An 18,676-nucleotide genomic window follows, 5' to 3' on the forward strand; every position below is an offset into this window, starting at 1 on the left:
CCGGTGTGGTGGTCGGTGGTCGCGATCGTCGAGGGCACCACGGCGGCACCCTGCCACACCCGGGCGCAGCGGCTCCTCCTCCTCGGTCAGCCGGCCCCGGCCCGCCCCGGCCGGGGGGCGGCCCGCGGGGAGTGCGCGGGCGCGTCGCACGAGGCAGCCAGGTGGAGCCTGCCGTCGCGGACGTCGACGGTGACGGTGGGTCGCCCGGCTCGAACGCGCCGGACCGCAGCACCGCGGCCGTCGAGCCGGGGCGGGACCGTGCTGCCCGGCCCCGCCCCGGCCCAGCGCTCAGCTGTTCTGCTCCTCGCCCCTGTTGGTGGTCTGCTCGGACGGCTGCCCGCCCTGCTCGCCACCGACCGACAGCTGCTGCTGCCGGCCGCCGTGCTGGACCTCGATCCGCCGCGGCTGGGCCTGCTCCGACAGCGGGATGGTCAGCAGGAGCACGCCGTCCTGGTAGGTGGCCGACACCCGGCCGGTGTCGAGAGCGTCACCGACCTGCAGCTGGCGGGTGAACCGTCCCTGCGGACGCTCGGCCAGGAGCACGTTGGCGCCCTGCCCGTACTCGGCGCGGCGTTCGGCGCGGATGGTGAGCATGTTGCGCTCGGTGGTGATCTCCACGCTGTCCGGGTCCACCCCGGGCAGGTCCAGCGCCACGTGGTAGCCGTCCTCGGCCTGCCACACGTCCATCGGCATGCCCATCGGGGTCCGCGTGCCGGACATCATCTGGCTGGTCAGCCGGTCCAGGCTCCGGAACGGGTCCCCGAACGGGTCGAAACGCATGACGCTCATCACGCCCTCCTGAGCGGTCCTCGGTTCTTCGAGCGGTCGTCCACCTGTGCGGCAGCTGCCGGCCGCGGCCGGCCGTGTCCTCCCCACCCCGCGTCGTTCCCGGTGAGCGAGGCGTCATGCACGACGTCGTTCCGGATCCGGGTCCGGTGCGCACGTGGTCGGGACGGCCGGTGCCGAGGCGCCGCCTCCCTAGGCTCGGACCGTGACCACCGCCGCGGGGACCCAGGCGTGAGCGCCCAGGGAGCCGTGCTCGGCTTCGGCCTCGTCGCCCTGCTGCTGACCATCACCCCTGGCCTCGACACCGCCCTGGTCCTCCGCGCCGCCATCACGCGGGGACGACGGGACGCGGTGGCCACGGCGCTCGGGGTGGTCGCCGGCGTCCTGGCGTGGGGCGCCGCCGCCGCGGTCGGGGTGTCGGCCCTCCTGACCGCGTCCACCGTCGCCTACGACGTCCTCCGGCTCGTCGGCGCCGGATACCTGGTCTGGCTCGGCGGGCGGATCCTGTGGCGCCTGACCCGGCACCCTGCCGGGTCGAACGCCGGCTCGTCCCCGTCGCCGGGAGGAGCCTGGCGGTCGGCCCGCACCGGTCTGCTGACCAACCTGCTCAACCCGAAGGTCGGCGCCTTCTACGTGTCCGTGCTGCCGCAGTTCCTCCCGCCCGACACGTCGGCCCTCGGGATGGGCGTGCTGCTGGCCCTCGTCCACGCGGCGCTGAGCCTCGTCTGGTTCGCCGTCCTCGTCCTCGGTGCAGTGGCCGCCCGCCGGTGGCTGCAGCGCCCGAGGGTCAGCCGGACCGTCGAGGGCGTCACCGGGGTCGCCCTGCTCGGTCTCGGCCTGCGGCTGGCCCTGCCCGGCGGCTGACCGGGACGACGCCGCCCGGGGTGCGACGCCCCCTCCGGTGAGCCGGTGCTGCGGGCGTCCTCCCTGCTCAGGGGCGTGCGTCACAGCGCGGGAGGGGTCGCCTCCGCTACGGTGGAGCTGCTCGATCGAGTCGCGACCCACCGGATCGTGGCCGAGCGCAGGCACAGTCGGGAGGCACTGTGGCCCTCCCGTCGCCCCGTTCCCGCGCCGCGTCGTCCCCGGAGGAGTCGTCGGCGTCGGCCCCGCTGCCCGCCGGGACGCTGCTCCCGGCCGCGCCCGACGAGGCCTTCGAGCGGTTCGTCCGGCTGGTCCGCCACCAGCTGTCGGTGCCGGTGGCGCTCGTGACGCTGGTGAGCGCCGAGGAGCAGGTCTTCCCCGGCGCCGCCGGCCTTCCCGAGCCGTACCAGAGCGAGCGGCGCACCCCGCTGAGCCACTCGTTCTGCCAGCACGTGGTCGCCTCCTCCGAGCCGCTGGTCATCGAGGACGCACGGCGCCACCCCCTGGTCCGGCACAACCTCGCCGTCCCCGACCTGCAGGTCGTCGCCTACGCGGGGATGCCCCTGGTGGACGCCGACGGCCGGGTGATCGGCTCGCTGTGCGCCATCGACTCCCAGCCGCGGCACTGGACCGACACCGACCTGGCGGTGCTCACCGACCTGGCCGGCGCCTGCTCCTCGGAGCTGCAGCTGCGGATCATGACCGCGCGCGCCGCGCAGGCCGCCGACGTCGCCGCCCGCGAGTGGCGGCGCACCCAGCAGCTGCTGGAGGAGCGCAGCAGCGTCGCGGAGACGCTGCAGCGGGCGATGCTGCCGCAGCTCCCGGAGCCCGACGGCCTGCAGATGGCCGGCCGCTACCTGCCCGCGCACGGCAACCACCGGGTGGGGGGTGACTGGTTCGACGGCTTCTGCTCCGCGGACGACGTCACGGTGCTGGCGATCGGCGACACCGTCGGCCACGACATCGCCGCCGCCGCGGACATGAGCCAGCTGCGCACGCTCCTGCGCGGCTACGCCGTCGACCGCGGCGAGGTCCCCTCCGACACGATGCAGCGCCTGGACCGGGCGATGGTCCGGCTGCCGGTGGGCGCCATCGCCTCGATCGTCCTGGCCCGCATCGAGCCTGCGCAGCCCGACGGGTCGCGGCGGCTGCGCTGGACCAACGCCGGTCACCCGCCGCCGCTGCTGCTGCGCCCCGACGGCACGGTCGACGTGCTCAGCACCCCGCCGGACATGCTCGTCGGCATCGACCCCACCCGGCCGCGCCGGGACCACGCGACGGACCTGCCCGCGGGCAGCACGCTGCTGCTCTACACCGACGGCCTGATCGAGCGCCGCAGCACCGGCCAGGACATCGACGTCGGCATCGCCGCCCTAGCCGCCACGCTCGGCGGGCTGCAGGAGCTGCCGGTCGACGCGATCCTCGACCGGGTGCTGGCCCTGGTCCGCTACGACCGCGAGGACGACATCGCCGCCCTCGCCATCCGCGTCGAGGGCTGACCTCCGGCGTGTCGCGCACCAGTACGGTTCCGGGCGTGGCGCAGCGGTGGCTCGACGAGGAGCAGCAGCAGACCTGGCGGGCGTGGTTGAGCGTCGCCGAGCTGCTCCCGCGGGTCCTCGACGCCCAGCTCCAGCGCGACGCCGGCCTCAGCCACGCCGCCTACGTCGTCCTGGCCATGCTCTCGGAGGCGCCCGGGCGCAGCCGGCGGATGAGCGACCTCGCCCGCCGCGCCAACCAGTCGCAGAGCCGGCTCTCGCACACCGTCGCGCGGCTGGAGGAACGCGGCTGGGTGCGCCGCGAGCGCTCTCCCGAGGACGGCCGGGGCAACGTCGCCGTCCTCACCGACGCCGGGTGGGACGTCGTCCGCTCGGTCGCGCCCGGTCACGTCGAGGCCGTCCGGGCGGCGGTGTTCGACCCGCTCACCGACGAGCAGACCCGCGCTCTCGGCGACGCGCTGCAGGCGGTGCTCGACCGGCTCGACCCCGACCACAGCCTGCGCCTGCGGGAGGGCGCGGACGCCGGCTGACCGCCGGACGGGTCGTCGGTCCACCCCGGGCATCCTGGTGCACCCGGCCGACGTCCGGGCTCACCGTCGCGGGTCCTGGATCAGCACCGGTGGTGAGCCAGGACCCGCGACGATCAGCTCAGCTGATCGTCGCGGCACCTCAGCGGCCGAGGTGGCGGTAGCGGTGCAGCCGGGTGCGGAAGCGCTCGCCGTCGTCCCGCCCGAGCAGGCCGGCCAGCTCCTCGCCGAGCACCCGCCCCAGCCGCCGGCAGAACTCCACCGGCTCGTCGGCGGCGTCCGGCCGCTCGGGGACGACGCGGTCGACGATCCCGGCCCGCCACAGGTCCGTGGCCCGCACCCCGTGGGCGGCGGCCATCTCGTCGGCGCGGTCGACGGTGCGGTGCACGATCGCCGAGGCGCCCTCCGGCGGCAGCGGGCCCAGCCAGCCGTTGGCCGCGGCCAGCACCCGGTCGGCCGGTGCGAGCGCGAGCGCCCCGCCGCCGGTGCCCTGGCCCAGCAGCACCGCCAGCGTCGGTGCCCGCAGCATCACCAGGTCCTGCAGGCACCGGGCGATCTCGGCGGCCAGGCCGCCCTCCTCGGCCTCCTTGGACAGCGCTGCGCCGGGGGTGTCGACGAGGGTGACCAGCGGCAGCCGCAGCTCGGCAGCCAGCCGCATCCCGCGCCGCGCCTCGCGCAGCGCGGCCGGCCCCAGCGGCGCCGACAGCGACTGCCCGCGCCGGTCCTGACCGAGGACGACGCACGGCGCCCCGCCGAAGCGCGCCAGGGCGAGCAGCAGCCCGGGGTCCTTCTCCCCGGCGCCGGTGCCGGACAGGCCGACGACGTCGGTGGCCGCCGTCCGCAGCAGCCGCCGCACGCCGGGCCGGTCCTCGCGGCGGGAGGCGGTGACGACCTCCCAGGCGCTGCGGCCGTCCGCGTCGTCCGCCCCGCCCAGCCCCGCGTCGGTGCCGTCCTCGGGCGTTGGCCGCTCGGCGTCGGCGACGTCCCGGTGCCAGGTCTGCCGGGCGGCCAGCACCCGCAGCGCCCGGTCGGCGACCTCGGCGATCTCCTCGTGCGGGACGACGGCGTCGATGAGCCCGTGCTCGGCGAGGTGCTCGGCGGTCTGCACGCCCTCGGGGAACGGCTCGCCGTAGAGCGCCTCGTACACCCGCGGGCCGAGGAAGCCGATCGAGGCGCCGGGCTCGGCGATGGTCACGTGGCCCAGCGACCCCCAGGAGGCCAGGACGCCGCCGAACGTGGGGTGCCGCAGGTAGACCAGGTAGGGCAGCCCGGCCTCCTTGTGCCGGGCGATCGCCGCGGTGATGCCGATCATCTGCAGGAAGGCGACGGTGCCCTCCTGCATCCGGGTGCCGCCGGAGACCGGCGCGGCCAGCAGCGGCAGCCCCTCCTCGGTGGCCCGCTCGACCGCGGCGATGAGCCGGTCGGCGGCGGCCACGCCGATGGAGCCGGCGAGGAAGCCGAACTCGCCGGCGATCACCGCGACCCTCCGTCCGCGCAGCTGCCCCTCGCCGGTGGTGATCGACTCGTCCTGCCGCGTCCGCTCCGCCGCCCGGGCCAGCTCGGCGGCGTAGGACTCCGGGACGTCGCCCACCGTCACGGGGGAGTCCCAGCTCTTCCAGGAGCCGGGGTCGAGGACGAGGTCCCGCAGCGCCCGGGCGTCCAGGGAGCTCACCGGGAGAGCCAGGCGCGGATCTCCTCGTTCGAGGAGCCGAGCACCGGCGGCGCGGCGTGGTCCCGCCGGGTGGTCTCGGTCTCGCCGTCCGGACCGGGGGCGAAGAAGCGCAGCGGCGGGCCGGGCAGCTGCAGGGGGCCGAGCGTCTGGTGCTCGACGTCGACCAGCAGGCCCTGCGACAGCGTCTGGTCCCAGCCGTAGACCTCGTCCAGGGTGCGCACCTTGCCCGCCGGGACGCCGGCACCGGAGAGGCGGGCGAGCAGCTCCTCGGGGGTGAGGTCGGCGAAGGCCCGCTCCAGCAGCTCGATCACCTGGTCGCGGTGGTCGACGCGCTCGCCGTTGGTGGCCACACCGGGCGCCTCGGCGTCCAGGCCGAACTCGGTGCACAGCCGCCGCCACAGCCCCTCCGACCCGCAGGAGAGCTGGACGCTGCCGCCCTTGCAGTGGAACAGGCCGTAGGGGGCGATCGAGGGGTGGTGGTTGCCCTGCGCCCGCCCGACCTCGCCCGCGACCGTCCACCGGGTGCCCTGGAAGGCGTGCACGCCGACGATCGCCGCCAGCAGGGAGGTGCGCACCACCTGGCCGCGGCCGGTGCGCTGCCGCTCGATGAGCGCGGCGAGCACCCCGTACGCGCCGTACATGCCGGCCAGCAGGTCGGCGATCGGGACGCCGACCCGCTGCGGGTCGTCCGGGCCCGAGCCGGTCAGCGACATCAGCCCGCCCTCGCCCTGGGCGATCTGGTCGTAGCCGGCCCGCCCGCCCTCGGGCCCGTCGTGGCCGAAGCCGCTGATCGAGAGGGTGACCAGCCGCGGGTTGAGCTGCTCGAGCACGTCGGTGCCGAAGCCGAGGCGCTCCAGGGTGCCGGGGCGGAAGTTCTCCAGCAGCACGTCGGCGCGGCGGACCAGCTCGCGCAGCAGCTCCTTGTCGCCGTCGTCCTTGAGGTCGAGGGTGACCGACTCCTTGTTGCGGTTGGTCGAGAGGAAGTACGTCGACTCCCGCTCGGCGCCCTCCGGGTGGAGGAACGGCGGGCCCCAGCCGCGGGTGTCGTCCCCGCTGCCGGGGTTCTCCACCTTGATGACGCGGGCGCCGAGGTCGCCGAGCATCATCCCGGCGTGCGGCCCGGCGAGGGCGCGGGTCAGGTCGACGACGAGGACGCCGTCCAGGGGTCCGGACACGGGTGCCTCTCTCTCGGGGGTCTACAGCCAGCCGGGGACGACGAAGACCAGCCAGGCCAGGAACGGTCCGACGACCACGACGATCCCGGAGTAGGCGAGTATCTGCTTGTAGAAGCGGTCCCGGTCCACGTCCTGGGCGTTGGCCAGCACCAGGGCGCCGTTGGTCGAGAACGGGCTGACGTCGACGATCGTCGAGGCCACCGAGAGGGCCACGATGACGCCCACCGTGCCGATCGCGCCGGCCTGCAGGAACGGCACGGCCAGCGCGATGGCGACGCCGATGATCGCGGTCGACGACGCGAACGCCGACACCACCCCGCCGATGTAGCAGAGCAGCAGGGCGATGAGCAGCGGGACGCCGAGACCGATGACCGCCTCGCCGACGTAGTCGATGGTGCCGGCCTCCTGCAGCACGAACACGAAGGTCAGCACCCCGGCGATCAGCAGCACCGTGGACCAGCTGATCTGGCTGACCGCGCCCTTGTGCCGGGCGGCGGCGAACAGCGCCAGCACCGTGGCGACCGTGATGGACACGAAGCCGATGTCGAGGTCGAAGACGAGCGCCAGGACGGCGACCGCGGCCAGCCCGATCAGGGTCAGGACCTGGTCGAGGGTCACCTTCTGCGGGCGCTCGGGCTCGCCGTCCACCGCGTCGCCGCTGCCGCTGCCGCCCCCGACGGCCGGTCCGGGCGGGGCGCCGTGGCCGCTGACGACGGTGGCCTCCGCGTGCTCGGCCGTGGCCGGGGCCGTGACGCCCACCTTCCGGCCGAGCAGCCGGCGCCCGCCGAGGACGAAGAAGAGCACCAGGGCGATGGCCAGGTTGAACACGAGGCTGCCCAGGAAGACGGTGACCGGACTGCTGGTCAGCCCCTCGGTCTCGACGATCGTGTTGACCGTGACGCCGTAGACGCTGATCGGCGAGAACCCGCCGCCCTGCGCGCCGTGGATGACCATCATGCCCATGAGCAGCGGGTTGATCCCGTAGCGGGCGGCGAAGCCGAGGGCGATCGGCGCGATGATGGCGACCGCGGCGGGGGACAGAGCGCCGATCGCGGTGAGCAGCGCGGTGACCGCGAACATGATCCAGGGGATGGCGGCCACGTGGCCGCGGACCAGGCGCACGGCGCCACGGACCAGCAGGTCGACCGTGCCGTTGTTCTGCGCGATCGCGAACAGGTACGTGACGCCGATCAGCGTCACGACCAGCTCCGCCGGGAACCCGGCGAGGATGTCGTCGGTGCTCAGCCCGACCGACAGCGTGCCGACGAGGAACGCGGCCACGAACGCCAGCGCCCCCATGTTGATGGGCAGGAACGTCGCGATCGCGAAGATCACGACGAGCGCCAGGATGGTGACGATCTCCGGTGACACGACGGGCTCCTACGGCGTCGGAGGGCTGGGACACCCGGTGCAGTGGCTCAGTGGCCTAGCAACTGTCGTGGGGACACTGTGTCATCCGCCACGCCGACAGCATGCAGGGAGGGGGGCCGTGTCCGCGCCCGGTGAGCCGGACGCCGCCGCTCCCGGCGGATCGCCGAGCTGGTGCCGGAGCCGGATCGAGTCGCTGGCCCGTGAGGCCGGCCGCCCCGCAGTCCCGCGGGTCACCGCGCGGTCGCCGAGGCGACCCGGGTCGGGGACCCGCCGGCGGCCGCGGCCGCGATGACCGTGCACCCACGGGGGAGTCGGGGGCCGTGCCTCGGGGGTGCAGCCTCGCCGGTGGGTCCGGCCGGCGCCGGGCGGGCACGGTCCTGCACGGCTGCCGCCGGTCGACTCGCCGACCCCGGTCACCCCGACCCGAACACGGGTGCGGGGGGCTCAGGGCAGGTCGAGCCAGCCGCCCGAGGGGGTCACCACCGCGGTGACGCGCTGGTCGTGCGGCTCCACCGGCAGCGCGTCGACCAGCTCCTCGTCGAAGACCAGGGCCACCAGCCGCGCGCCGGGGCGGACGTGCCGCAGCGCGCGGTCGTAGTAGCCGCCGCCGCGGCCCAGACGGACCCCGGTCCGGTCGACCGCGAGCGCGGGGACGACGACGACCTCGGCGGCGCCGATCGCGGTCGGTCCCAGCCGCGGCCCCACCGGCTCGAGCAGCCCGAAGCGGCCCGGGGCCAGCCGGCCGGTGTCCACCGCCCACGTCAGCTCGCGCCCCTCGGCCGGGACCACCGGGAGGAGCACCCGCGAGCGGAGCTGGGTGAAGGCCGCCGGCAGCCGGCCCGCCCCGGGCTCGGTCGGGTCGGGCGCGAAGGCGGCCAGCGTCCGGACGCCGGCCAGGCCGCGCAGCAGGGCGGTGGCGACCGCTGCGCTGGCGGCGGCGCGCTCCTCGGCGGAGCGGGCCTCGCGGCGGGCCGTGATCCGGGCGCGGAGCGCGACCTTGGCCTCGGTCACGTCGTCCGCGGGGGTCACCGCCGCAGGCTAGCCAGCCAGCCTGGGAGTCCCGGTCCGACCGCTCCGGCACGGGTGGCGTGGACGGCGTGTCCGCGCGCGTGTCGCCGACGACGACCCGCTGACCCGCCCGGCGGCGTCCGACGGCACCGCGCGGGGGGCGTCGGTGCCCGGTCACTAGGCTCGCGCGCATGCCGACTCCGAGCGCCCGCCCGACGCGGAAGGCCGTCATCCCCGTCGCCGGGATGGGGACCCGATTCCTGCCGGCCACCAAGGCGGTGCCCAAGGAGCTGCTGCCGGTGGTCGACCGGCCCGCGCTGCAGTACATCGTCGAGGAGGCCGCGCGCGCCGGGCTCGGCGAGGTGCTCATGGTCACCGGCCGCAACAAGGCCGCGATCGAGGACTTCTTCGACCGTGTCCCCGAGCTCGAGACCGCGCTGGAGAAGAAGGGCGATGCCGCCCGGCTGGCGGCCGTGCACGACTCCACCGAGGTCGCACAGGTGCACTTCGTCCGCCAGGGCGAGGCGCGCGGGCTCGGCCACGCGGTGCTGCAGGCCGCCGCCTTCGTCGGCGACGAGCCGTTCGCGGTCCTGCTCGGCGACGACATCATCGACGCCCGCGACCACCTGCTCGAGCAGATGCTGCAGGTGCAGGCCGAGCACGGCGGCTCCGTCGTCGCGCTGCTCGACGTCGGCCGGGAGAACATCGACAAGTACGGCGCGGTCGCCGTCGAGCCCGGTGGCACGGACGTCGTCACCATCACCGGCCTGGTCGAGAAGCCGCCGGCCGACGAGGCGCCGTCCAGCCTGGCCGTCATCGGGCGCTACGTGCTGGCCCCCGAGGTCTTCGACGTGCTGCGCGAGACCGCGCCCGGCCGCGGCGGGGAGATCCAGCTGACCGACGCCCTGGCCACCCTCGTGGAGCGCGGGGAGCCGGTGCACGGCGTGGTCTTCTCCGGTCGCCGCTACGACACCGGTGACCGGCTCGACTACCTCAAGGCCGTCGTCCAGCTGGCCAGCGAGCGCGAGGACCTCGGCCCGGGCTTCCGCTCGTGGCTGGCCGAGTTCGTGGCCGACCTGCCCGCCACGGGCGCGTCGGAGGCCTGAGCGGAGACCCTCAGGGGGCAGCATCGACCCCTGTGGTGGGCATGACCGAGGACGGCACGGACCGGACGGTCCCGGGGTACCGGGACACCACGGCGCTGGACCTGCGCTCCGGCACCCCGGTGCGGGACGTGCCGTCGCCGTCGCCCGCCGTCGCCGGAGCTCCCGTGCACGAGACGACGGCGATCGACCGCGGCGCCGTGCCGCCGCCCCCCGCCACGGCCGAGCCGGTGCCGCTGCGCAGCGTCGAGCAGCACCTCGACGAGATCCTCACGGCGGTGCCCCAGCCGGACCCGATCGAGCTGGCCGTGCTGGACGCGCAGGGGCTGCTCTGCGCGGAGGAGGTCGTCAGCCAGCGCGCGTTGCCGGCCTTCGACCAGGCCGCGCTCGACGGCTACGCGGCCCGTGCGCTGGACGTCGAGGGGGCCACACCCGCGGAGCCGGCGCACCTGTCGGTGGTGGGGGAGACCGTCGCCGGTCCGAGCGGCCCGGCGTCGATCGGCCCCGGGATGGCGCAGAAGGTGGCCGCCGGCGCGATGCTGCCGGCCGGCGCGGACGTCGTCGTCCCGGTGGTGTGGACCGACGGCGGCATGGCCACCGTCGCCGTGCACGCCGGCCCGCTCGCCGGCACCTACGTGCGCCGCGCGGGGGACGACGTCGCGCCGGGCACCACCGCGGTGCAGGTGGGCACCCCGATCGGCCCCGCCCAGATCAGCCTGCTGGCCGCCGTGGGCCGCGACCGGGTGCAGGTGCGGCCCCGGCCGCGGGTCGCCGTCCTCTCCGCGGGCAGCGAGCTCGTGGAGATCAGCACGCCGCCCGGCCCCGGCCAGGTCGTCGACGTCAACAGCTACGCACTGGCCGCCGCGGCGCGCGACGCCGGGGCCGAGGCCTACCGGTGGGGCGTCCTCCCGGCCGAGCCGCGCCGGCTGTCCGAGGTGCTGGAGAGCCAGCTGCTGCGCAGCGACCTGGTGCTCGTCGCCGGCACCTTCGCCAGCGAGGGCGACCCGGTGCAGGAGGCGCTCGCCGCCCTGGGTCCCATGCAGTTCTCGCAGCTGACCATGCACCCCGGGCCGGTGCAGGCCTTCGGCCGGCTGGGCCCGGACTCCGTCCCGGTCATCTGCGTGCCCGGCGAGCCGGTCGCGGCGCTGGTCGCCTTCGAGGTCTTCGTGCGCCCGGCGATCCGGATGATGCTGGGCAAGCGCCAGCTGTTCCGCCGCACCGTGCAGGCCATCGCCGCCGAGCGGCTGCTCTCGCCGCTGGGCTACCGGCAGTACCTGCACGGCCAGGTCATGCGCCACCCCGACGGCGGCTACGTCGTCGAGCCCCTGGGGGACGGCGGCGAGGCGATGCTGGCGCGGATGGCGCGGGCGAACTGCCTGATCGTCATCGACGAGGACGTCACCGAGGTGGCCGCCGGCGGGCTGGTCACCGTCATGCCGCTGTTGCTGGGCGGCTGAGCGGCGCCGTGGTCGACCCCTCCCTGCGCCCCGGCTGGCCGGCGCACCTGGCCTGGGGCCCGGTGGAGCTGCACCCGCCGCGCCGGCGGGACGCCGAGGAGTGGAGCCGGGTCCGGCTGGCCAACGAGGCGTGGCTGGCGCCGTGGGAGCCGACCGCGGCCGGACCGTGGGCCGCGCGGCACACCCCGGGGGCCTACCGGGTGATGCGGCGGGCCCTGCTGCGCCGCGCCGCGATGGGCCTGTCCCTGCCGTTCGTCATCCGGGTGGAGGGCCGCTTCGCCGGGCAGGTGACCGTCGACAACGTCGTCCGGGGCGCGCTGCGCTCGGGCAACCTCGGCTACTGGATCGACCGCGCCGTGGCCGGCCGGGGGATGGCCTCGCTGGCCGTGGCCCTGGTGTGCGACCACGCCTTCGGGCCCGCGCGGCTGCACCGGCTGCAGGCCGACATCCGTCCCGAGAACGGGCCGAGCCGGGGGCTGGTGCACCGGCTGGGGTTCCGTCACGAGGGCCTGCTGCGCCGGTACCTCGACATCGACGGCGACTGGCGCGACCACGACACGTTCGCCCTGCTGGCCGAGGACGTGCCCGGCGGCGTGGTCGAGCGGTGGCGGTCCCGCCTACCACGGTGACCGGCGGACGGCGGGGTGTCGCCGTGTCGACACGCCGCGCCGAGCCGTCGGCGGGGCACTCCAGTCACACGACACTCAGGGACACGCCGCGCGCCTCCCTCGAACGGAGGAGGACAGGCCGTAGCTTCGCCCGGCAGGTGACGCATGTGACGGGTGGTGTTCAGGATGGGTTCGGGTGTGCTGCTGGCCGCTCTGGTCGTGCTGTGGTTCGTCGTGCTGGTGCCCATGGTGGTGACCCGCGGTGACTCCGCGGACGTCCGCTCGACGGGCGCCGACGCCGGGCGCACGCTGCAGCGGCGCCGGACGGTCGACCCCGCGGTGTTCGCGGAGACCGAGCGGGTCTCCATCGACCGCGCGGCGCTGCGGACCTCGGGCGAGCTGCGGGTCGACGTCCACGCCGTCCGCCGCCGCACCCTCGCCGGGCTGCTCGCCCTCACGCTGCTCGCGCTGGTGGGCGCGCTGGTCTGGACCCCGTGGCTGTGGATCGCGCAGGGCGTCCTCGACGTCGCGGTCGTCGCCTACCTGATGGTGTTGCGGGCCGTGGCGCGCCGGGAGCGGCTGGCCGCCCGCCGCGCCGCCCGGGCCGCCGCGCGCTCCGTGCGTCAGCCGGCCGCCCGTCCCGCCGCGCGCCCGGTGCCGGCGCCCCGGCCGGTCCCCGTCGAGGAGGAGCCGGCCGCGGAGGTGCACTCCACCGTCGGCCTGCCGCACCCGAGCCTGCCGCTGGCGCCGGTGCACCCGCTGCGCCCGGGCCGGGTCGTGGCCGCTCGCACCGCGGCCCCGGCCGGCTGGCAGAACAGCGCCGTCGTGGGCCTGGACGACGACGACATCGGTTTCGCCGACATCGACGTCTACCAGCCGCGCCGGGTCGCCAACGGGTGAAGGGTCCCCTTGCCCCCCACGCCTCGCAGGCTCGGCGTGGGTCCCTGCGAGGGGGCCGTTCCAGCACCTCGCGGGTGGCCGACCCCCGTGGCGGCGCCGGCGGAGGCGGACGGTAAGCTCGTCTCCGTCAGGGGCTGTAGCGCAGTCCGGTAGCGCACCTCGTTCGCATCGAGGGGGTCAGGGGTTCGAATCCCCTCAGCTCCACCCCGACACCCGCAGAGCCCCGCCCGGTCCGTCCGGCGCGGGGCTCTCCGGCATCCGGGTGCGGGTCAGCTGCGTGCCCGGGCCATGGCGGCGACCGCGGCCTGCGAGGCCAGCGCGCCCAGGTGGCGCGCCTCCTCGGCGCCGAGCACCGCCCGGTGCCGGGCCGACTCGGCCGCTGCGACGACGAGCGGCGCGGCCGCGCGGCCGAGGTGCCGGACCTCCTCCCCGGCCCGCACCGCCCGGTGCCGGGCGGACTCGGCGGCGGCCACCACGAGTGGCGCGGCCGTCCGACCGAGGTGCCGGGCGCCCTCCGCCGTCCGCGCGGACACGGCGAGCACCTGCCCGGCGAGCACGTCGGCGGGGGACGGTGGGGACGGTGCCCACGGGCGACGGGCCCACAGCCGCCGGGGCCACGGTTGCCGGACCGCTGCGCGACGGGCGCGGGCCCGCACCACGCCGAGCCCGGCCACCGCGGCGAGGGCGCCCGCAGCGAGCACGGTCCCGCGACCGGTCGACCCCGAGACGGTGTCGGCTGCGGCCGCGGTGTTGGCCGCGGTGTCGGCCCGGGCCTCGGTCCCTGCGGCGGCACCGGTCCCTGCGGCGGCACCGGTCCCTGCGGCGGCACCGGTCCCTGCTGCGCCGGCCGGCAGCAGGGTCTCCGAGGCCGCGTTCGACGACTCGATGCCGTAGTGCCGGTAGAGGTCGGCCTCCTGGTCCGTGGACAGCTCCCGGGCGCCGCCGACCGACGGCGCGGTCGTCACCTGGGCACGGGTCACCGCGACCGTCACCCGGCCACCCGAGCCGTCGGCGTCCAGCGCCGGGACGACGGCGCTCGCGCCCTCGACCTCCACGTACACCCATTCCGGTCGGCCGGTGGCCTCGTCGGCGAGGACGGCGGTGATCGCGCCGAGCTCGGTCCCCTCGCGGTCGACGACGGTCCAGCCGACCCACTCCCTGGCCTCGTCGCGTGCGGGCAGGCCCATGGTCGCCTCCTCGTGCCGGCGTCGGTGGTCGCCCGCGGCGGTGTCCCCGCCGGTCGGGCTCCCCGCAGCCTGGCCGCCCGCGAGACCCGGCCGCAACCCCGTCCAGCGCGCCGGGCACGGACCCTGGGCCCCTGACCGGACCGGGCGGAGCCGGGCTCTCCCACCCGATCGGGTGACGGACCCCGCCGGACCCCTCAGCGGCCCGGCGCCGGCGCCGATGCCCCTGGTGTCGAGGACGCAGGTCGCTGCGTCCCACCACCGTCGGAGGAGTCGCCGTGCACCACCGCGCCCCCCGGGCCCGTCGCACCGCCCTCGCCGTGGCGGTGCCCATCGGTCTCGTGACGAGCCTGGCGCTGACCTGGGGCTCGACCCAGGCGGCCTTCTACGCGAGCACCGGCAACGCCGGCAACTCGTGGCAGACCGGCAGCGTGGTCCTGGACCACAGCGCAAGCGGCTCGGCCCTGTTCGCCAGCGCCAGTGACGTCGCCCTCAAGCCCGGACTGCCGCCCCGCTCGCGGTGCATCCGCCTGGACTACACCGGCACCCTGCCGGCCGACATCCGCATGTACGTCGGCACCCCGTCGGGCAGCGCGATCGCGCTGGACCCCTACCTGGTGATGAGCGTGGAGCGGGGCACCGACGTCAGCTCGACGACCACGGTGGCGGCCGACTGCAGCACGGGGTTCACCCCCACCGCCACGCCGACCTACCTCGACAGCGCCACCCACACCGACGCCCCCACGGTGGAGACCTCGCGGACGCTGGCCCACCTCAGGGCCCAGCACGCGGACTACACCACCGGCATCGCCGTGAACCCGGCCACCGCGCCGAACACGTACATGACCCTCCGGATCACCTACTCCCTCAAGGACGACAACGGGGCGCAGAACAAGCAGTCCAGCGCCACGTTCACGTGGGAAGCGCGGAACACCCCGTGACCGCGCCCACCGTGATCAGCAGCCTCCCGCGCCCCGGCGGGCCCGGCTCCGCGGTCCCGGGGCGGGGCCTCCGCCCGGCCGCCGTGTACCGCGCGGTCGTCACGGCCGTGCTGGTGGCCGTGGCCGGCCTGGTGTTCCTCGCCCTGGCGCCCCGGGTGGCCGGCTTCCAGGGGCACGTGGTCGTCTCCGGCTCGATGGAGCCGCGGCTCTCGCCCGGCGACGTGGTGCTGACCCGTCCGGTGCTGCCGCAGGACCTGCAGCCGGGGCAGGTCCTGCTCTTCCCCGACCCCGAGGGGGCCGACCGGCTGGTGCTCCACCGCCTCGTCTCCTTCGACGAGCGGGGGGACCTCGTCACCCGGGGCGACGCCAACCAGAGCAACGACAGCACGCACGTGCCGATCTCGAGCGTCATCGGTGCGGCCCAGGTCGGGGTCCCCTACGTCGGGCTCCCCGCGTACTGGCGGTCCACCGGTCAGTGGGGCCACCTGGCCGCGCTCACCGTCCTGCTCGGGGGAGCGATCTCCTCCCTCTCCAGCGGGTCCCGCAGCCGGGGCAGGGGCCCCCGGGGCCGGACCAGCGCCGACCGGCTCGCGGCCACCCCCGCCGAGCCCGTCGTCCGCCGCGTCGGGCTGCCGCCCGTGCCTCCGGCCGCTCGGCCGGGAACCGGCGCGCGGCTCCGGACACCGCTGCCGGCCGGTGGCCCGCTCCGCTGACCGTCGCCCCTGCTCAACATCCGCGCCGCGCAGCCGAAAGACAGGAGCGAGCCGGGCCGGTCCGACGGCCGGACTGCGGCCTCGTCTAGGGAGGGGGTGGGTGTGCGCCCGTCATCGCTCACCACGTCCCCGCGCCTGCTGGGCAGCAGCCGGGGTGCCGTCTGGTTGGTCGGCGCCGCCCTGCTCGCCCACCTGACGGCCGGGTGGGTCGAGCTGCCGGTCGAGCCCGCCGCCGCGAGCACCAGCGCGGTCAGCCTCGTCGACGACCGCGGTGGCTCGGCGCTGTTCACCTCCACCGGCCTGCGCCCGGGTGCCACGGAGACCGCCTGCGTGGCGCTGGCGGCGACCGGGTCCGCGCGGTCGACCGGTGAGGTGACGCTCAGCGCCGAGGTCACCGAGGACGCCCTCGCGCCCTACCTGTACCTCACGGTCGAGCGGGGCAGGCTCGGCGACCCGGCGCGCTGCGCGTCCTTCACCGGGGTTCCCGCGTGGGGCGGGACGCTGGCGCAGCTGCCCCGGACGGCCGCTGCGGGGATCCCGACGGGCTGGCGGCCCGGGGACTCGGCCTCGACGACCTACCGGGTCAGCATCACGGTCCTCGACGACCCCAGGGCCCAGGGCCTGCGGGCCGCGGCCAGCTTCGTGTGGGCCCTCGACTTCGAGCCCATCCCCGAACCGACACCGGACCCGGTGCCGATCCCCGACCCGGAGCCGACCCCGGTCCTGGTGCCGGTGCCGGCGCCCGAGCCGACGCCCACGCCGACGCCCACGCCGGCACCCAGCGCCGTCCCGACGCCGACGGCGACCCCGACGCCCCAGCCGGAGCCGGTCCCGCCGTCCGAGACCCCGAGCCCGACCCCGGCACCGCCGGCGACCGACCCGGCCGAGGACCCGCCGCGCGGGGGCGGCGGTGACGTCGTCCAGGCGCCGCCGTTGCAGGGACCCCCCACGACGGTCGCCGAGGTGGCCGCCGCGGTCGGGGAGACGGCGATCGCCGTCGTCCAGGACGGCCAGTTCCCGCTCGCGCTGGTCGCCGTCGCCGCGGGCTTCCTCGCCGTGCAGGGCCGGCTCGACCGCAGCGACCCGAAGCTGGCGCTGGCCCGGGTGCACCAGGAACTGAACGACTTCCGAGACTTCCCCGAATCGCCGAGGACGACATCCCCATGAGCCAGACACCTGCCGCAGCACAGGGTTCCCTGGACAACCTGCCCCTGGCCGACCGCCTGCGGTGGCTGCTCGGCGTCCGCATCGGCGTCGTCGTCCTGCTGCCCGTCGCGGCGTGGGTGGCCACGCGGACGGCCGACACCCCTGGGGTGGGCACCCTCGTCGTGCCCGGCCTCGTGCTGCTGACCGTCGGGCTCGTGCTGCAGAAGCTGTCGGCGTTCGGCCGCCGTTGGGCGGTGGCGGCCATCACGGCGCCGGTGATCCTCGACGCCGTCCACCTGGGGTGGGCGCTCTACGTCGCCGGCGGCATCTCCGGGCCGGTGGTGTACGTGATCGTCCTGCACGTCATCTGCGTGACGCTGCTGGGCTCGTTCCGCACCGGTCTGAAGCTCGCGCTGTGGCACTCGCTCGTGGTGATGTCGGTCCTCAAGGCGGTCGACACGGCCCTGCTGCCCGCCCACGGAGTCGTCCAGGGCTTCGAGTCCCTGCCCTACGGGGTCTTCCTGGTCGCCGTCTGGGTGACCGCGATGATGACCTCGGGCCTGGGCGCGGTGAACGAGCGCGAGCTGCGTCGCCGCCGTTACGACGAGGAGGCGCTGCGCCGGCTGGCGGGCGCCCTGCACGAGGCGGACACCGGCACGAAGGTGGCCGAGGCGCTGCTCGACTTCACCGTCGACGCGGCCGACTCCCCGCTCGCCGCCGTGCACTGCCACGTGCCCGAGGGCAGCGCCGTGCCGGCGGTCGACCTGGCGGTCCGCAAACACCGGGACCACGACGCCGAACCCCTGCGAACGGTCGGCGCACCCCCACCGGGGTCACTGCTCGCCGCGGCGGTCGACCGGGGCAGCACGCTCCTGGCGGCCGTGAAGGGCCCCGACCAGTGGGTGGACGACGTGCTCGAGGGCGCCCGTCGGGTCGTCGCCGTCCCGTTCGGCCTGGACGGATCCGGCAGCGGTGTCCTGACCTTCCAGGACGACGCACGCAGCGGCTCGCGCATCGAGCGACGCCGGGTGGGTGTCGCCGAACAGGCGGTGGCGCACGCCGCGACGGCGTTCGCCCGCGTCGCGCTGCTGGAGCACCTGCAGGCCAGCGCGCTCACCGACGGACTCACCGGGGTGGCCAACCGCCGGGCCTTCGACGCCGCGTTCGACCGGGAGCTGTCGGTCGCCGCCCGCAGCGGTGCGCCGGTGTCGGTCCTGATCATCGACCTCGACCACTTCAAGAAGCTCAACGACACCTACGGGCACCAGGCCGGCGACGACGTCCTGCGCGGTGTGGGCGCGGCGCTGCGGGCCTGCGTGCGGCCGGGCGACGTCGCCGCGCGCTACGGCGGCGAGGAGTTCGCGCTGATCCTGCCCGGCGCCACGGCGGACGAGGCCGTCGCGGTCGCACGCCGGCTGCGATCGGTCCTGCGGGCGGTGGAGGCACCGAGGCCGATCACGGCGAGCCTGGGGATCGCCTGTCAGCACGGGGCCGGCCTGTCCGCCGCGGAACTCCTCGCCACCGCGGACACGGCCCTGTACGCCGCCAAGGCCGGCGGGCGGGACCGGGCCCACCTGGCGGGGGTGGAGGGGCCGGTCACCGGCGGCGCCACCGACCTCGTGCCGCCGATCCCGGTGCCGCGACCCGTCGAGGAGCACGCGGCCCGCTGACCGCGGGTCCCGGCGGCCCTCCCTCCTCCGGGGCAGGGCGGCGGGACCGGGGCGCGGG

General features: G+C 76.1%; 17 protein-coding genes and 1 tRNA gene. 12 read left to right on the forward strand and 6 right to left on the reverse strand.

The genetic code is table 11. The features are described 5' to 3' along the window. Positions 1–288: 288 nt before the first annotated feature. On the reverse strand, positions 289–789 hold the full coding sequence (locus BLS21_RS22445; protein ID WP_091223715.1) for an Hsp20/alpha crystallin family protein: 501 nt from the start codon (positions 787–789) through the stop codon (positions 289–291). A 228-nt stretch (positions 790–1,017) separates the two neighbouring features. On the opposite strand from BLS21_RS22445, the gene BLS21_RS22450 reads away from it, so the two are divergent. The 3 genes from BLS21_RS22450 to BLS21_RS22460 all read left to right on the forward strand — a co-directional run bounded on the left by BLS21_RS22450 (position 1,018) and on the right by BLS21_RS22460 (position 3,673). Next, the gene (locus BLS21_RS22450; protein ID WP_091223717.1) at positions 1,018–1,650 is read left to right on the forward strand and encodes a LysE family translocator; all 633 of its coding nucleotides are present in this window, start codon (positions 1,018–1,020) and stop codon (positions 1,648–1,650) included. A 179-nt stretch (positions 1,651–1,829) separates the two neighbouring features. Further along, positions 1,830–3,146 (forward strand): PP2C family protein-serine/threonine phosphatase, encoded by a 1,317-nt coding sequence (locus BLS21_RS22455; RefSeq protein WP_091223719.1) that lies wholly within the window; start codon positions 1,830–1,832, stop codon positions 3,144–3,146. 35 nt (positions 3,147–3,181) lie between these two features. Further along, the gene (locus BLS21_RS22460; protein ID WP_091223721.1) at positions 3,182–3,673 is read left to right on the forward strand and encodes a MarR family winged helix-turn-helix transcriptional regulator; all 492 of its coding nucleotides are present in this window, start codon (positions 3,182–3,184) and stop codon (positions 3,671–3,673) included. A 139-nt stretch (positions 3,674–3,812) separates the two neighbouring features. Here BLS21_RS22460 and BLS21_RS22465 read toward each other — a convergent pair whose 3' ends face one another. The 4 genes from BLS21_RS22465 to BLS21_RS22480 form a co-directional block, all read right to left on the reverse strand. Further along, entirely contained in the window at positions 3,813–5,342 is a 1,530-nt protein-coding gene (locus tag BLS21_RS22465; RefSeq protein WP_245700680.1) for a carboxyl transferase domain-containing protein, read from the reverse strand. Then, positions 5,339–6,517, reverse strand: a complete 1,179-nt coding sequence (locus BLS21_RS22470) for a CaiB/BaiF CoA transferase family protein (protein WP_091223723.1) — start codon at positions 6,515–6,517, stop codon at positions 5,339–5,341. The genes BLS21_RS22465 and BLS21_RS22470 overlap by 4 nt, the downstream gene beginning before the upstream one ends. Before the next feature lie 21 nt (positions 6,518–6,538). Further along, entirely contained in the window at positions 6,539–7,888 is a 1,350-nt protein-coding gene (locus BLS21_RS22475) for an SLC13 family permease (RefSeq protein ID WP_091223725.1), read from the reverse strand. Positions 7,889–8,332: 444 nt separating this feature from the next. After that, positions 8,333–8,917, reverse strand: a complete 585-nt coding sequence (locus BLS21_RS22480) for a 5-formyltetrahydrofolate cyclo-ligase (RefSeq protein ID WP_091223727.1) — start codon at positions 8,915–8,917, stop codon at positions 8,333–8,335. A 170-nt stretch (positions 8,918–9,087) separates the two neighbouring features. Between BLS21_RS22480 and galU the strand changes: the two genes are divergently transcribed. The 5 genes from galU to BLS21_RS22505 all read left to right on the forward strand — a co-directional run bounded on the left by galU (position 9,088) and on the right by BLS21_RS22505 (position 13,168). Beyond that, a complete protein-coding gene (galU, locus tag BLS21_RS22485) occupies positions 9,088–10,002 on the forward strand; it encodes a UTP--glucose-1-phosphate uridylyltransferase GalU (protein ID WP_091223729.1) in 915 nt (304 codons plus the stop codon). A 41-nt stretch (positions 10,003–10,043) separates the two neighbouring features. After that, the gene (gene glp, locus BLS21_RS22490; protein WP_245700682.1) at positions 10,044–11,456 is read left to right on the forward strand and encodes a molybdotransferase-like divisome protein Glp; all 1,413 of its coding nucleotides are present in this window, start codon (positions 10,044–10,046) and stop codon (positions 11,454–11,456) included. 8 nt (positions 11,457–11,464) lie between these two features. Further along, positions 11,465–12,085, forward strand: a complete 621-nt coding sequence (locus BLS21_RS22495; protein WP_091223731.1) for a GNAT family N-acetyltransferase — start codon at positions 11,465–11,467, stop codon at positions 12,083–12,085. A 165-nt stretch (positions 12,086–12,250) separates the two neighbouring features. Then, a complete protein-coding gene (sepX, locus tag BLS21_RS22500; RefSeq protein ID WP_091223788.1) occupies positions 12,251–12,964 on the forward strand; it encodes a divisome protein SepX/GlpR in 714 nt (237 codons plus the stop codon). A 130-nt stretch (positions 12,965–13,094) separates the two neighbouring features. Next, positions 13,095–13,168 (forward strand) — tRNA-Ala (locus tag BLS21_RS22505). A gap of 65 nt (positions 13,169–13,233) precedes the next feature. On the opposite strand, the gene BLS21_RS22510 is transcribed toward BLS21_RS22505, so the two are convergent. Further along, on the reverse strand, positions 13,234–14,151 hold the full coding sequence (locus BLS21_RS22510) for a PRC-barrel domain-containing protein (protein ID WP_091223733.1): 918 nt from the start codon (positions 14,149–14,151) through the stop codon (positions 13,234–13,236). 275 nt (positions 14,152–14,426) lie between these two features. Here BLS21_RS22510 and BLS21_RS25395 point away from each other — a divergent pair, with 275 nt between their 5' ends. The 4 genes from BLS21_RS25395 to BLS21_RS22525 all read left to right on the forward strand — a co-directional run bounded on the left by BLS21_RS25395 (position 14,427) and on the right by BLS21_RS22525 (position 18,618). Further along, the gene (locus BLS21_RS25395) at positions 14,427–15,089 is read left to right on the forward strand and encodes a hypothetical protein (RefSeq protein WP_175479706.1); all 663 of its coding nucleotides are present in this window, start codon (positions 14,427–14,429) and stop codon (positions 15,087–15,089) included. Continuing rightward, entirely contained in the window at positions 15,086–15,802 is a 717-nt protein-coding gene (locus tag BLS21_RS25400; RefSeq protein ID WP_175479707.1) for a signal peptidase I, read from the forward strand. The genes BLS21_RS25395 and BLS21_RS25400 overlap by 4 nt, the downstream gene beginning before the upstream one ends. A gap of 102 nt (positions 15,803–15,904) precedes the next feature. Continuing rightward, positions 15,905–16,969 carry a hypothetical protein gene (locus BLS21_RS22520; protein ID WP_091223737.1) on the forward strand — a complete coding sequence of 355 codons (1,065 nt, stop codon included), beginning with the start codon at positions 15,905–15,907 and terminating at the stop codon, positions 16,967–16,969. Continuing rightward, on the forward strand, positions 16,966–18,618 hold the full coding sequence (locus BLS21_RS22525) for a GGDEF domain-containing protein (RefSeq protein WP_091223739.1): 1,653 nt from the start codon (positions 16,966–16,968) through the stop codon (positions 18,616–18,618). Before BLS21_RS22520 ends, BLS21_RS22525 begins: the two co-directional genes overlap by 4 nt. The last annotated feature ends 58 nt before the right edge of the window (positions 18,619–18,676 follow it).

The organism is Geodermatophilus siccatus (genome assembly GCF_900103785.1).
GTDB classification, from domain to species: domain Bacteria; phylum Actinomycetota; class Actinomycetes; order Mycobacteriales; family Geodermatophilaceae; genus Geodermatophilus; species Geodermatophilus siccatus.

Excerpts from the sequence above, each read along its gene's own strand:
- BLS21_RS22445 (WP_091223715.1), bottom strand. The coding sequence starts at position 789 with ATGAGCGTCATGCGTTTCGACCCGTTCGGGGACCCGTTCCGGAGCCTG.
- galU (WP_091223729.1), top strand. The coding sequence starts at position 9,088 with ATGCCGACTCCGAGCGCCCGCCCGACGCGGAAGGCCGTCATCCCCGTC.
- glp (WP_245700682.1), top strand. The coding sequence starts at position 10,044 with ATGACCGAGGACGGCACGGACCGGACGGTCCCGGGGTACCGGGACACC.
- sepX (WP_091223788.1), top strand. The coding sequence starts at position 12,251 with ATGGGTTCGGGTGTGCTGCTGGCCGCTCTGGTCGTGCTGTGGTTCGTC.
- BLS21_RS22510 (WP_091223733.1), bottom strand. The coding sequence starts at position 14,151 with ATGGGCCTGCCCGCACGCGACGAGGCCAGGGAGTGGGTCGGCTGGACC.
- BLS21_RS22525 (WP_091223739.1), top strand. The coding sequence starts at position 16,966 with ATGAGCCAGACACCTGCCGCAGCACAGGGTTCCCTGGACAACCTGCCC.